Source organism: Clostridium sp. UBA7503, from assembly GCF_002477055.1.
Taxonomy (GTDB): Bacteria; Bacillota; Clostridia; order Clostridiales; family Clostridiaceae; genus Clostridium_J; species Clostridium_J sulfidigenes.
This window is the reverse complement of sequence record NZ_DLNT01000001.1, coordinates 1-15,817: the sequence shown is the minus strand read 5'-3', so window position 1 is coordinate 15,817 and position 15,817 is coordinate 1. Positions and strand designations below refer to the sequence as shown.

General features: G+C 28.6%; 12 protein-coding genes. All 12 read left to right on the top strand.

Annotated features, from left to right (window positions below; genetic code table 11):
• Positions 1-265 (top strand): cell wall-binding repeat-containing protein (locus tag B3630_RS00060; RefSeq protein ID WP_346894412.1); only part of this gene is annotated, 265 nt, incomplete at its 5' end.
• 8 nt (positions 266-273) lie between these two features.
• The gene (locus tag B3630_RS00055) at positions 274-3,831 is read left to right on the top strand and encodes a hypothetical protein (protein ID WP_346894410.1); all 3,558 of its coding nucleotides are present in this window, start codon (positions 274-276) and stop codon (positions 3,829-3,831) included.
• A gap of 71 nt (positions 3,832-3,902) precedes the next feature.
• Positions 3,903-5,168 (top strand): FHA domain-containing protein, encoded by a 1,266-nt coding sequence (locus B3630_RS00050; protein ID WP_346894408.1) that lies wholly within the window; start codon positions 3,903-3,905, stop codon positions 5,166-5,168.
• A gap of 23 nt (positions 5,169-5,191) precedes the next feature.
• Positions 5,192-6,253 (top strand): AAA family ATPase, encoded by a 1,062-nt coding sequence (locus B3630_RS00045; RefSeq protein ID WP_346894406.1) that lies wholly within the window; start codon positions 5,192-5,194, stop codon positions 6,251-6,253.
• A gap of 14 nt (positions 6,254-6,267) precedes the next feature.
• Positions 6,268-6,519 (top strand): EsaB/YukD family protein, encoded by a 252-nt coding sequence (locus B3630_RS00040; RefSeq protein WP_346869613.1) that lies wholly within the window; start codon positions 6,268-6,270, stop codon positions 6,517-6,519.
• A gap of 16 nt (positions 6,520-6,535) precedes the next feature.
• On the top strand, positions 6,536-11,089 hold the full coding sequence (essC, locus tag B3630_RS00035) for a type VII secretion protein EssC (RefSeq protein ID WP_346894404.1): 4,554 nt from the start codon (positions 6,536-6,538) through the stop codon (positions 11,087-11,089).
• Between the two features lie 10 nt (positions 11,090-11,099).
• Positions 11,100-11,390 (top strand): WXG100 family type VII secretion target, encoded by a 291-nt coding sequence (locus B3630_RS00030; RefSeq protein ID WP_346894402.1) that lies wholly within the window; start codon positions 11,100-11,102, stop codon positions 11,388-11,390.
• A gap of 20 nt (positions 11,391-11,410) precedes the next feature.
• A complete protein-coding gene (locus tag B3630_RS00025) occupies positions 11,411-11,863 on the top strand; it encodes a hypothetical protein (RefSeq protein WP_346894400.1) in 453 nt (150 codons plus the stop codon).
• 24 nt (positions 11,864-11,887) lie between these two features.
• Complete coding sequence (locus tag B3630_RS00020; RefSeq protein WP_346894398.1) at positions 11,888-13,387, top strand: hypothetical protein; 1,500 nt, start codon at positions 11,888-11,890, stop codon at positions 13,385-13,387.
• 49 nt (positions 13,388-13,436) lie between these two features.
• Positions 13,437-14,096 (top strand): hypothetical protein, encoded by a 660-nt coding sequence (locus B3630_RS00015; protein WP_346894396.1) that lies wholly within the window; start codon positions 13,437-13,439, stop codon positions 14,094-14,096.
• A 37-nt stretch (positions 14,097-14,133) separates the two neighbouring features.
• Positions 14,134-14,814, top strand: a complete 681-nt coding sequence (locus B3630_RS00010) for a hypothetical protein (protein WP_346894394.1) — start codon at positions 14,134-14,136, stop codon at positions 14,812-14,814.
• 213 nt (positions 14,815-15,027) lie between these two features.
• Complete coding sequence (locus B3630_RS00005) at positions 15,028-15,708, top strand: hypothetical protein (RefSeq protein WP_346894392.1); 681 nt, start codon at positions 15,028-15,030, stop codon at positions 15,706-15,708.
• The last annotated feature ends 109 nt before the right edge of the window (positions 15,709-15,817 follow it).

Below are 15,817 nucleotides of genomic sequence, written 5' to 3'. Positions count from 1 at the left end.
AGATAGATTTGAAACATCTTTAAAAATTGCTAACTACTTTACAAGAGATACTCAAACTACAGCTTTAGTTTCATATGGACTAAACTTCCCAGACGCTTTGGCAGGTGGTGCATTAGCAAGTAAAACAGCTTCTCCAATATTACTTGTAAATAAAGATGTTACAGCTCAGAAGGCTTTCTTAGATAAGTCTAATATAACTAAACTTTATGTTCTAGGTAGTACATCAGCTGTAAGTGATAGTATAGTATCTCAACTAAAGAAATAGGTGATTTTATGGAAAAAAGAAATAAATGCTATAAAAAAATCATTTGTTTCTTAATTACTATAGCTTTAACACTGACAACAAATGTTACCTTTGCTTTTGAATTTGAATCTTCAGACTATGAGAGATTTTGGATATATAAAGGTAAGCCAACTTTCAATATTGCCAATTCAAAATATGTAAATCTATCTGATACTACGTATGGTGGAAGAAAAACTACTATAATTGATCGATTAAAAGGTTCTTATAGTTATAGAGAGAGAACTTCAAAAGTTAAAGATGCTGTTTATATGCAACCTTATTTTTGGGTTAATGGTATTAAAGATCCTACTAGTAAAATAGATTATACTGATATTAGCACAACAACAACAGGAGTGCCAGGTGGAAAGGTAGGATATACAAGTTGGTTCGATAGTCCATTTGCTACATTTCTTGATTATCAAACTAGATATATAGCTAAACCATCTGCTTCAGTATTAGATTGGAAATCTGCCACGAATTCAACTTTAACAAAACCAACAGATCCAGTGCAAGACTCCATAGACTATGCAAAGATTTTATTTGGTTCGAATAAAAGAGCATATATCGCTTCGACTTGGCAAGGTGGAGAACTTGCAGATGCAAAGATAGCATCTGTTTCAGCTAAAAATTCCGATATGTATTTTCCTGTTCTTTTAAACAACGGAAAAACTATTGATACTAAAGTCATGAGTGCAATTAAAGATATGGGGATTAAAGATCTCTATATAATGGGCGGTTTTGGAATATTTGACTCTACAGCAGGATTAACAAGTGGTTATAATGTTATTCGCGCAGGTGGTATAAATAGAAATCAAACGGAAGATTTTTATGAAAAGCTACCAAATGAAATAGCAGATTTGAAATACCTACCCCAACCTGATAGTTCTCAAATAGTTCTAAGTGGAAGTGCTGTTAAGCTTATATCACCTTCAGATATTTCTATAATTAAAGGCTGGTTAAATAAAGAAAAAATTAGTATGGATAGTAGTTATATTTCCACAGCTGCTGATTATATAATGGAAAACTATAACTTAGGAAATATACCAGCAAAAACTTCTTTACCAGTATTAACCATAGGGGTAAACATGGGTGATTATGAAGCATATTGGATATGTTACTACAACAATATTGTTGGAACTTATGTATATCAGTTTATATTAGGAGATTACTTTGAGGATTTAAAAAGTAATATTTCCGTAGAATATAGAGATGTTGATACAGATAAAATACTAAAAACAACTTTTGCAGAAACTGTCCAACACCAAGGAAGTAATGTAATAGAAAAGACCTATTCAGCTCCTATAATTTCAGGATATGACTATCATTCATCAAAAGTGACTTTAGATGGAACAACTTCTACAGGTGAGAATCCTGCTAAGATTTCTGTTAAGCCTGGAACAGCAAATAAGGTTGTATTTTATTATAAGCAAAGGAAAAATGTTAACGTAACTGTAGAATATAGAGATATAGATACAGATAAATCACTAAGAACTCCATTGAGGGAAACTGTTTCTATAATACTAGATAAGCCAGTGGAAAAGACATATTCAGCTCCTGTTATTTCAGGTTTTGAATATAATTCATCCAAAGTAACTTCAGGAGGGGCAACCTCAACAGGTGCAAATCCTACTAAGATTTCTGTTAAACCTAAAGGGGTAAATAAAGTTATATTTTATTATAAAAAATCTCCTATTAAAGATGTAGGGGTAATTAAATTTAATCCTAATGAAACAGAATGGACCAATAAAGGGAAAATATCTGAAGGTGTTGGGAAGTATGAAGTAGAAGTATTCTATGAAGGTAATAATCCTATTGAAGATATTGGACGTTGGGAAAAGGTTAATGAAGCGGGTGAGGTGCTAGCAGGTACTTTTCCAGTTGAATTTGAACTTGATAACATTAGCGTTACAGGGGCAGCAAAGGCTATAGTGGATGGAATAAGAGGAAATGTTAATATAGAGCAAGAGGGAGAAAAAATTAAGCTAAGTGGAATTGGAAAATGGAAGGAACCTATTTTTCAATCCCCTGAAACTCCTTATGAATTACCCAATGCGCCTAAAGAGCCAGTGGGTGAAAGTGGATATTACAATATAGATTGGACAAAGACAAATATAGAAGTTAAAGAACCTGATAAAAAATGGGTCAATAGTCCCTTACCTTACAAAATAGATATAAAAGTTAGTGATAATCTCTCAGGATTTGCAGAAGGTAGCAAGGTTATAGTAAATGATAGTAGTCACTATAAGAACAACACTGAAGAAGATATTAATGCTAGAGATTTACTCCATAATAGAGCAGTTGTAGTTCCAGATGGAATTTACAGAATACAAGTAAAGGCAAATGATATAGCTGGAAATGAAAATAGCATGAACTTTGAAAAGTATCTAGTAGATGGAACAACTCCTACTATGGAATTTAGTGTTAAATCAAAGTTATTTAGTGAAGAAAATGGAGCTATAAGAAAAGAAAGTAAAAAAGGTAGTGGATTATCTTATTATGGTACATTAAAAGCAAAAGATAATCTCTCAGGTGTAGGGAAAATACAGTACAGATGGTCATATTCAGGTGATAAACCTAAAGAAAAATATGAAGTACTGTATGAAAGTGAGTATACAGAGAATGATAGATATGAGGAAGAAATATCAAAGGAAATAGAGAAGCCAGTAGGGGATAACGTATATCTCCATGTTGAGATGTGGGATGTAGCAGGAAATTATAATTATCAATGTTTCGGACCTTTTGAGGATCCCATAATGCTTAAAGATTTTCAAGTTACAGATATAAGAGATCCTCGGTGGACAAGTATCTTTTGGAAAGATGATAAATTTGAAGAATATACGGAAAAGAAATTTAAAGTAAATGAATTACCAATAGATGAAAAATCTCATACTACATTAAAAAATATTTTGCCAAAGAAGGGTTATGCTTTTTATTTTGATATAACTTCAGAGTATTTATATAGGGATAATGACAGAATAGAGATTAAACCTAGCTTCTATTATATAAAGAATGATGAAAGAATAAGGGTAGATTGCTATTATAATAATAGTAACAATCCACTTATTGGATTTGGAAGTAAACTTGATGATTCTACGATTAATCTAAGTACTAAAAGATATGGAGATGTACTTATAGGTAATTATAATAAGTTAATTTTAACAAGAGGAGTCAGAATTGCAAAGGGACGAGAATGGAAAGATTATGATGGAATTAAGGGGTGGAAGGATGAAATTCAATATAGTGATGGAAAAGAACAGTGGTGGTATGGAAAGTACTTCATTCCTTCATCTAGTTTCTTTGTAAAAGCGGGAGATAATCCTAGACCTGAAAATCACTTAAAAGGTGGGAATATATTAATTAATTTTGAAATTGTAGCATATAAAAAAGGCACAGAAACCTTATCTACAGATCAATTATTTAGTTATAAACTATCGCAATGGAAATTAGAAGGTGGACCTAAAAACTCTAACTATAAAGTTGGAGATGTAATAATATACAATGGTAAATACGGAGTTATCAGTGATTATTCTGGTAGAGTTATACAATAGCAAAAAAGAATTAAGAAAAAATAAGTTGTATGAGAATTATAGATGTAAAAGAAAAAATTAGAGGTGTAATTATGAATGAATTAATTTTAAACAGTTCAATAAAAGAAGAAAAAGATAATACGAGTATAAGATATATATTGGAGGATAGTGAACTTTTTTTTCAAACAGGATATAAGGTTCTACAAAATCAGGATGAAAATAAGTTTATAAAATGTGGAAAAGTTACTCATAATGGAAAAATAAAATTAATTTATGATACATCTTCATATAAATCATTGAAATCTTTACTAAATCAGTTAGATTCTCAAAACTTTTTAATAATTATATCTAGATTATTAGAAATAGTTAATGAAGTTAAAGTAAATGGATTCATGCAACCTGAAAATATTAATATAGGTTTTGATAAAATCTTTGTTGATAGTAATAACTTGAATGTATATTTGATTTATTTACCAGTGAATATTGAGACAGATAACAATAGTAAATTAAATTTTGAAAGGGGCTTAAAAGCAAATATAAAATCTGCTATATCAGAGCACCCTAATTTAAATAGTGATAAAGTACATAGATTATACTCAAGCTTAAACTCAGAAGATAATTCTATGGACTCACTAAAAGATAATATAAATGTTAAGGAAATTAGTAAAGAGGGCTTATACAAAAGAAATTTAAATAAAAATATAAACTTTAATTTAGGCTTAGAAGATAAGCACAGATATGGTGATAATAGACAACCTAAAAATATACATAATTCTAAAAATAAATTGATAGGGTTATTTTTAATAATTGCTATTCAAGCTATGACTTTAGTAATGATTATTGCTGTACATAAATATTTGAAGTTATCTAGTATAATTAATATCTCAATTACAGTATTAATTATACTAGTTGACTTAATAACATCACTACTTATTGCCATAAGTAAATTTAGTGACAAAAGCATTAAGGCAGAGAGAAGTATAAATCAAGAAAGTAGTAGTATTGTATATAGTGGAGGGGGAGAAACAGAATTATTAACAAATGATAGTTTCACTCCAACTATAGCATTAAATGGAGTAAACACACCAAAGCCTATAAATATTATTATAAATAAATCAGAATTTGTTATAGGTAAGAATTCACAACTTGTTGATGGAGTAATTTTATTTAACAATGCTATAAGTAGGATTCATTGTACAGTATTATGCAATAATGGTAAATATTTTTTGAGAGATGAAGGTAGCTCAAATGGAACCTATATAAATGGTGTAAGGGTTCAATTCAAAGGACAAGCACCAATAAAATTAGGAGATACAATTAAGCTAGCAAATAGTGAATTTACGGTTGTATCCGTTTAGTTTTAATTATTAGGAGGGGAAAAATGGCACTATCAATTGTTTTAGCAGATAAGGATGAGAAATATTTAGGTCCTTTAGAATTAAAATTTGCTGAAGAGTTTGGAGAAAAAGCAGACATTACGGTTATAACAGATGAAAATTATCTAAAAACTTATTTTAGTACACCACAAAATATAGATTTATTACTTATAAATGAAGAATTATATTCTGATGAATATGAAAAGCAAAATATAAGAAATGTATTTTTGCTATGTGAGTCTGAGTCAAAAGGAGAAACAGAAAATATATTTTTAAAAAGTATATATAAATATACAAGTATAAAGAAGATTTTTAATGATGTAGTGAGCAATATGTCTTCAAATGTATTAAAGTCTATAGCAAACTCAGAAGAAGGTTCATCTCAGGTTATAATGGTTTACTCGCCCTCAGGAGGAACAGGGAAAACTTATGTATCCCTTGGTATAGCAACGGCACTTGCAGAGTGCAATAAAAGAGTACTATTTATAAGTACTGAAATATTACAAAATTTTAATTATATTTTAAATAGTAATGAGTACTTAAATAATGGATTTGAACAATGTCTATCATCTCATAATGAGGATATATTAAAATACTTTAATAATTCTATAGGAAGAAATATTTTTGATTATTTACTTCCATTTAGACAAGCTACATCATCTTATAATATACAAATGGATGATTATAGATATTTAATAGAGGCACTAAAAGCCTCCAAGGAATACGATTTTATAGTTCTAGATACATCATCGGAACTAACTAATGATAAGACAAAAATGATGAGTTATAGCGATAAAGTTATAACTGTGACAATGCAAAATGAAGAAACAACTACTAAGTTAGAAAGTTTGTTAGTAAATATTGATTGCTCAAATAAAAATAAATTTATTTTTATCTGCAATAGTTATATAGATGATGAAGTAAATCATCTAATTAGGAATAATTTCACTAGCAAAATAACTATAAGTGAATACATACCTAAGGTTACTTCAAATTCAAATACTTTAAACATTGAATTCTTAGCTGGTAATAAACAATTTCAAAAGATTGCTTATATGCTTATTTAAAAAGGGGTATGAGGATGGATACGGAAAAAATAATAGTAATACTCAATATACAGAGAAAATCTCAAAAGTATGATGTTGAAGTTCCATTATACATTACTGCCAATGATTTAGTTATTGCTTTAAATGAAGGGTTTCATTTAGGAATTGATACACAAGATATAAATCAGTGTTATTTAAAGTGTGAAAATCCTGTTACCTTAATAAAAGGAAATAAGACTTTAAAAGATTTTAATTTAAGAGATGGAACTATAATAAACATTACATAATAAGAGGGAGAAAGTAATGAGTAATAATTATAAGATTATAATATTTGGTAATAAAATATATAGAGAATACGAGCTTCAAAGTGAGAATGATTCCATTGTTAAAGTGGGAACAAATAAATCTTGTAAGGTGAGATTTAGCAAAGAAGTATTTTTTAATAACTTTGAATTTGAATTTACTAAAACCATAAAGGGATGGCAGATTAATTGTGTTGATGGAGTATATTTTACTCAAGACGGAGTCATGAAAGTATATTCTAAAGAGTTGATTCATGGAGATGAGTTAACTGTAAAATATGAAGGTTCAAATGCAGAAATATTTAAACTAAATTTCTTTATAGATTTTGATAGTATAGAGAAGAATTATGATAGAGAAATAGATATAGAGAACATAAATAATATTAATATAGGTAGAAATACTCAATGTGATATATACATTGATGATAATTTGTTAGAAAATGACTACATAACATTAAGCTATAACGATGGAAATTATTATATAAATGATAATAATACTAAGTATGGTGTATATGTTAATGGTGTTAAAATTATAGATAAATCAAAATTAAATAGTTATGACTTTATAATGTTTGTGGGGTATAGCTTTTATTTAAAGGATAACAGATTATATACAACAACAAATAGTATAGTAAATATTAAGAATGTAGAATATAGAGACTTAAATAATCAAGCTACTAACTTTAAGTATCCTAAATTTAATCGAAGTACAAGGATAAAATATGAGGTGCCACAGGAAAGTATAGAAATTTTAGACCCAGAAGCATTACCTGATAAACCTAAAAGTAACATTATATTAACATTAATACCTGCATTAGCGATGCTTGGACTAACAGTAGTATTAAGAGGAGTAATGGGGGGCGGAGGAACCTTTGTTATATATAGTGTTTGTTCTATGAGTTTAGGAATAATAATGTCTGTTATAGGAATGATCAGTGAGAAGAGACAGTATAAGAAGCAAGTAGAAGAAAGAAAAGTAAAATATAAAAGATATATAGAAGTAAAAGAAGAAGACATTAGAGCACAAAGAAAAAATGAACTCAATGTTTTAGAAAAAATATATAAACCTTTGGAAGAGAACATAGAAAATGTTGAAAGGTTTAGTAAAGAATTGTTTGATAGAGAGCCAGAACATAATGATTTTTTAAGTGTTAGAATAGGATCAGGAATATCACAAGCTAACTGCGAGGTTACAACAAAGAAGCAGGAAGTTATCAGTATAACCGATGATTTGTTATTGATACCTAAGGAAATAGAAGAAAAATATAGATATATAGATAACGCACCTGTATTTTTAAATCTTGCTATGTGTAATTTAGTAGGTATCATTGGAAATAGAGAAAAGTTATATGATTTATTAAAAAACATAACCTTAGATATTGCTATTAGACAATATTATAGTGATGTAAAATTATTCTATATGTTTAAGGAAGAAGATAAAAATAAGTTTGCTTGGATCAGATGGTTAAGACATGTAAGAAATGAAAACATAGAAGCTCGAAATATGATTTTTGATGAAGAAAGTAAGAATATATTATTTGAATATTTATATCTTGAGCTATCAAGAAGAGAAGAAACTTTAGGAAATCGGAATTCAACTAATTTTAAAGAACATTATGTTATTTTTGTATTTGATAATAAAGGTATATACACTCATCCTATTTCTAAATACTTAGCTATAAGCAATATGCTTGGATTTACATTTATATTCTTTGAAGAGCATGAAGAGATGTTACCAAAAGGATGTAATAAGATTATAAGACTGGATGATGTAGAGAATAAAGGTTTATGTATATCAAGTGAAAATGGAGAAGAACAAGCTTTATTTAAGTATAATGATATATCTGACGGAATAGCAGAAGAAATAGCTATTAAGCTAGCTTCTATATATATAGATAAGGTAAGCTTAGAAAGTCAATTAACTAAGAGTATATCTTTGTTTGAATTATTAAATATAATTTCTGTAGATGATTTAGATTTAAAAAATAGATGGGAAGAATCTCAGGTTTACAAGAGTATGGCAGCGCCACTTGGAGTGAAAACTAAAAATGAAATTGTATATTTAGATTTGAACGAAAAAAATCATGGACCTCATGGCTTGGTAGCAGGTACTACTGGTTCAGGTAAAAGTGAAATTTTACAGAGTTATATATTATCTATGAGTACTATATTTCATCCCTATGAAGTTGGATTTGTAATTATTGACTTTAAGGGAGGCGGAATGGTTAATCAATTTAAAGATTTACCACATCTTATAGGAGCAATTACGAATATAGATGGAAGAGAGATAGATAGATCCTTATTATCAATAAAGGCGGAATTAAGAAAAAGACAAGAGAGATTTGCTGAAAGTGGAGTCAACCATATAGATGCATATATAAAAAAATATAAATCAGGAGAAGTAAAAGAACCCCTACCCCATTTAATTATTATTGTGGATGAGTTTGCAGAATTAAAAAGTGAATACCCTGATTTTATGAAAGAGTTAATTAGTGCTGCCAGAATTGGTAGAAGTTTAGGAGTGCACTTAATTTTAGCTACACAAAAACCTTCGGGGGTAGTAGATGAACAAATATGGAGTAACTCTAAATTTAAGTTATGTTTAAAGGTTCAGACTAAAGAAGATAGTAATGAAGTAATTAAGACTCCTTTAGCAGCAGAAATTAAAGAGCCAGGAAGAGCATATCTACAAGTTGGAAATAACGAGATATTTGAATTATTTCAATCGGCTTATAGTGGAGCAAATGCTGAAAATGAGGAGATAGATAATGTAAAGGAGTTTACAGTTAATAAAGTTTCACTAGCAGGTAAAAGAACTCCTGTATATATACAAAAGAAAAAGAAGAGTAAGGATAATAGTTTAACTCAATTAGAAGTAATAGTTAATTATATAAATAATTATTGTCAAAGTAACAATATCATAAATTTGCCTGGTATTTGTTTACCTTCATTAGAAGAATCTATCTCTTATACTAAATTTATAACAACAAATGTGGTTGGAATAGAGGTCGCAATTGGTATATATGATGACCCATCACATCAACTACAAGATAGAGTAAAGTTAGATTTAACAAGTGGAAATACTTTTATTGTAGGTTCATCTCAATATGGAAAAACAAACTTACTACAAACTATTATTAGAGGATTAGCAGATGGATATTCGCCCGAAGAAGTAAATATATATATTCTAGATTTTGCATCAATGATTTTAAAGAGTCTTAGTGATTTAAATCATGTAGGGGGAGTAGTAACATCCAGTGAAGACGAGAAAATGAAGAATTTCATCAAGATGATGAATACAGAGATAACTTATCGTAAAGAAATATTATCTAAAGTAGGAATAAGTTCTTTTAGCTCATACAAGGAGGCTGGATTCAAGGATTTACCGCAGATAGTGGTAATTATTGATAATTTTATTGGATTCAGAGAATTGTATATGCAATATGATGATGAATTCCTAAATATTTGTAGAGAAGGTATTAGTGTAGGTATAAGTATTATAATTACCACCCTTCAAACTACGGGAATAGGATATAAATATTTATCAAACTTTGCTAATAAAATTGGTTTATACTGCAATGATTCTTCAGAGTATGGAAGTATATTTGACAGATGTAGAATGCAACCTAAGAATGTTCCGGGAAGAGGGCTGATTGAATTAGATAAAGTAATATACGAATATCAAACTTATCTTGGATTTGAGGGAGAAAAAGAGATTGATAGAGTTAGAAACATGAAGGCCTTTGTTGAGAATATTAATAAGGAGTATATTAATATAAAAGCAAAACAAATACCAGAAATTCCAAAGGTGCTTACATCAAATTATATATCAAATAACTTTAATGTTAATACCTTAAAGCCTTATGAAATTTCAATAGGACTAGATTACGACACTGTAGATTTAGTTACAATAAACTTAATGGATATAGGGTATTTCACTCTATTAAGCAAGGAAAATAGTAATAGAATAAACTTACTAAGAATAATTATGAATTATTGCCAAATGAATATATTTAAATATCCATCTAGAGTGTATGTGTTTGATAATGTACAAAGAGATCTAAAGGATTTTAATGACTATGGATTTGTAGAAAAATATTCAATAGATTCAAATGAGTATGAAACTATTTTTGAGGATATAAGTAATGAATTAGAAGATAGATATCTTAATGTTATGGAATCAGGAATAGAAAGTTTAGAGGAAGAACCTCTTATAATTATCATAATAAACAATAGAACTATATTAGAAAATATGGGAACTAATAAAAATGCTATGGACATATTTAAAACAATGACCAATAAATATAAGTCAATGAAAGTTTCCTTTATGTTTACTGATGTGGATAATGCTCAAGTTTCTTATAGTTCTCCTGAAATAATAAAGTTGCTAAAGGAGAATAAGAAAGGTCTTATATTTGAAAATATAGGTGAGGTTAAATTCTTTGAAGTTCCTAATAATTATATTCGTGAACATAAGAAGAACATAGAGTTAGGTGATTCATATTTAATAAGCAATAATGAGATTTCTAAAGTAAAAACAATTACTGAATCATAGGAGGGGTTTTATGTCAATAAAATATCTTGACACAGAGAGAATGTCAGAAACTGTTCAAACCTTTAAAAACGAAATAAGTAATTTTGAAAAAACGAAATTAGACATTGAGAGAGCTACTAATGATTTATTAAAAGACTGGGTAGGAAAAGGACGAAACTCATTTGAGAAGAAGTATAAACTTTTATATGGACAACTAAAAGACATTGAGGAAAGTCTAGAGGAGTTCTATGAGGCGTTGGTTGAGTCTCAAAGTAGTTATTATGATGCTGATGAGGAATTTGCTAAGAAGATTAATATGTAACATATAAGGAGGGAAGGGTAGTGGCTAGTTCTGCAAGTCTTAGGGCTGAAAAAAGAGAAAAAGAGAAAGAACTAAAAAAAGTTAAAGAAAGAATAACTAAAGTAAAAGCAGTAATATCAAATGTTAATAATTTTACACATTATCAACAGGGTGATGAAACAAATGCTAAAAACATATCTTCATCACTACTGGTAAGTATAAGTAATGCCAGTAGTTTAGCAAGCACAATAGAAGATAAAAAAGAAGAAATAGGAATTGATGATTATTATATAAGGTCTATTAACAATGAGCTAGAAGGTGAATTAAAGAGGCAAGAGCGAGCAAGAGATACCTTAGAAGAAGAAATTCGTAACTTATCACGAAGAATACAGTATGCCCTAGAGAGAGAAAGACAAGAAAGGCTAGAAAGAGAAAGGAAAGAAAGAGAAAGAGAAAGAAAAGAGAGAGAAAGAAGATTATCTGGACAATGGTAAATTTAGTTTAGGAGGGGATATATTTTGGGAGTATTGACAGTTGATTATTCAGATTTAAAAAGTACTATATCATCATCAAAGAGTGCATGTAGGAATATAGAAAACTATGCAAATTCTTTAGATAAAAAAGTAACTCAAAAGATAAGTGATTTAGGATTTAGTACATCTAGAACTAGTGATGCTAATTGGTTTGCACGTAAGAAGACAGAAAATCTAAGAAAAAAAGCAGAGAAGTATACTAATTTTGCAAAAAAACTAGAAAATTTTGGCGAGATTACTCAAGAAAAAGATAAGGAAGTAAGCAATAAATTTGATACCCTATATTCAACCTTTAAAACTAAGAACAATATAAAAGTAAATCCAGTAAAAGAGTTCTTTGTGAACCTTACAGTTGGAATAAGTAATAGCTCATCACTATCGAGATGGGTAAAAAATACCTATAACAATATAAAAACATCTGTAAAGGGAGTATGTGATTCTGTTAAGGAATGGTACAAGTATAAAGGTGGAAAGTTTGTTTTAGATATAGTTGGATCAGTTGCAGCTATAGCATTAGGAATATTTACAATATGTACAGCTGGGCTGGGTTTCTTTGGAGTTGTAGCTATAATAGGTGCAGGTTTAGCTATAATAAATGCTGTAACTAATATATGTACTAGTGCGGCTGCAATTAAACATAGCAATAGCGATCCAGCTATGGCAGCAAGGTATGGAAGAATGGATACTTCTTCGGATTGGCTAAAGAAAACGAATTTTAATTCGAAACTTGCTAATGCAGGAAGTGAATATTTATCAAAAGGGCTAGATACCATTCAGATTTTCACAGATATAGTAGGTGTTACTGGTAGTGTTAATACATTCTTTAAAAGCTCAAAGAATATAAGTTCAATAAAAAATTTATTTTCAGGCCCAGAAGGGCTTAGAACTAAGTTTTTAGAGAAAAGTGGAAGGAACTATAAATCCACTGCAAAAAGCTTTTTTAATGGATTAAAAAGCATAAAAAACGATAAACCATTTTGGAGTAATCTAAGAAAAAATTTCAAGAAGGATTTGTATAGTGATAAGTTTGCAATTGCAAGAAGTTTTAGAGATAAAAAATCTACTCTTAGTTTTGCAAAAGATACTATTATTAGTAGCATTAAAGGAAATGATATGGAAAAGTTCGTAAGTAGAGGTATTATCAAGGGTTTTGGTAGTGATATAGCTAAAAAACATATACCAAATTTAATTAAAACTATACTTAAACCAAGTGATGAAGTTCTAAATTTTGATGGAAACTTTAGACGAGTTGGGAGTATGCTAACTATGCCTAAACCTATGACAGAGGGAATAAGATTAATAAAACATATAGATGATATAGCTAAATTTAATGGAGTAAAAATTATTAATGGGTTAAATATATCTGATATAAAGGGAATAAAAGAGTTAATTGGAAAAATTGGTAAAATTGGAGATGAAAAAACTCAATCTTGGAATAGGTACAAACCACAAAAATATAAGACTACTAAGTTAGTATTAAATTAGTAATATGATGAAAGCTTGAAAAATCTTAAGTAGTGAGGTGAATTTAAGGATGACAAAAGAATATAAAGTTAATCATAAAGAAAAACGAAGGATTAAAAAAAAACAGATAAGAAAACATCCAAAATGGAAAAAACGAAAGTGGGTTAGATATATATTAATAGTTGTTGTAATTGCATCATTAATTATATTACCGTCTCTTCCGTGGACTGCAACAGAGTTTATTTTCAATGGAAGACATATTGAAGAAATAGGATCTAATACTTTGTTTAATAATTTCTGTCTATCCTTTCTGTTTACTATTGTTTTGATATGTATGCCAGTTTTTTTATATTTCCGTTCATTAAGAAATACCTGTGCTGATGGTATTAATTATTATTTAAATGAAACATTAATACTTAGCGATGGTGGGTTAGAATATGGATTTGTACCCAATAATTCAACAAGAAATAGTTATACACTAGATAGAATTATATATAAAGATATTAGAAGACTTGTATTAAATACTTATCATGAGAGATTAGAAATATATGGAGATATGAAACTTACAATGTATTCAAACTATGAGAAAAATCAAATTCAATTCATTGAAAATGATAAAAACAGTAAGAGAAAGTTTTATCTTTATTATGAAAACAGTGAGGATTTCATAAGAACTTTAGAAGAAAATACTGGAATTAAGGTGCAAGTTATAAATAAACAGGAAGAATAAAAAATAAAAATTTATTTTATTAGCGGTGCAGATAAAAATGGTAAAAGAATATAGAGTAGATAATATAAAAATGAAAAAAATAATACAAGACCGTATAAAGAAGCATCCAAAGTGGAAAAAAAGAAAATGGGTAAGATATATATTAATATTTATTGTAATTGCAGCATTAATTATAATGCCATCTCTTCCGTGGACTGCAACGAAGTTTGTTTTTGATGGAAAGAGCTTAGAGGAAATTAAAGCTAATACATTATATGAGAGTTGCAGTGCATCAGTTGGTATTGTAGTTATATTTATAGGTATGCCAGTTTTTCTATATTTACGTTCATTAAAAAATCAATGCAGAGGGTATATAGGATATCTTACAGATGAAATATTGATACTTAATGATGAAGAATTAAATAAGGGATATAGAGGTCAAGATATATCATCTAGTAAAGAGTATTATATAGATATAATAAAATATAAGCATATAAGAAAACTAGTATTAAATAAATATTATGAAACGTTAGATATATATGGAGATATGAGATTGATAGTATATTCTGATTATGAAAATGATGTAATAGATAATATAAAAAAGTATCAAAATAAAAAAACAACAATCAATCTTTATTATGAAAATAGTGAAGACTTCATAAAGACATTAGAAGAAAAAAGTGGAATTAAGGTACAAGTTATAGATGAGGTAGATGAAAGTTATAATAGAGTAGATTGATAAGTAGTTATTATAATAATGGGGGAAACATAAGTGGGAGTATTGATAGTTGATTATTCAGATTTAAAAAGTACTATATCATAATCAAAGAGTGCATGTAGGAATATAGAAAACTATGCAAATTCTTTAGATAAAAAAGTAACTCAAAAAATAAATGATTTAGGATTTAGTACTTCTAGGCTATAATATTTAGATTATAGAGGTAGGTTAAAAATGGTAAAAGAATATAGAGTAGATGATAGAAAGAGAAAAAAGCTAATACAAGACCGTATAAAGAAGCATCCAAAGTGGAAAAAAAGAAAATGGATAAGGTATATATTAATAGTTATTTTAATTGCAGCATTAATTATAATGCCATCTCTTCCGTGGACTGCAACGAAGTTTGTTTTTGATGGAAAGAGCTTAGAGGAAATTAAAGCTAATACATTATATGAGAGTTGCAGTGCATTAGTTAGTATTGTAGTTATATTCATAGGTATGCCAGTTTTTCTATATTTCCGTTCATTAAAGAATTCTTGTAGCGATAATATAGGATGGATTACTGATGAAATAATAATACTTACTGATAAGGAAATTAATAGTGGATATAGAGGGAGCGACAGAGCATCTATAAAAGAGTACTATATAGAGATAATAAAATATGAGAATATAAAAAAGATAGTATTAAATAAATATTCTCAAAAGCTAAAGATATATGGAGATATGGGATTGATAGTATATTCTGATTATGAAAATGATGTAGTAGATCATACAAAAAAACATCCCAATAACACTACAGTAATAGATTTTTATTATGAAAATAGTGAAGACTTCATAAAGACATTAGAAGAAAAGAGTGGAATTAAGGTACAAGTTATAGATGAGATAGATGAAAGTTATAATGGAGCAGATTAATAAGTAGTTATTATAATAATGGGGGAAACATAAGTGGGAGTATTGACAGTTGATTATTCAGATTTAAAAAGTACTATATCAGCATCAGAGAGTGCATGTAGGAATATAG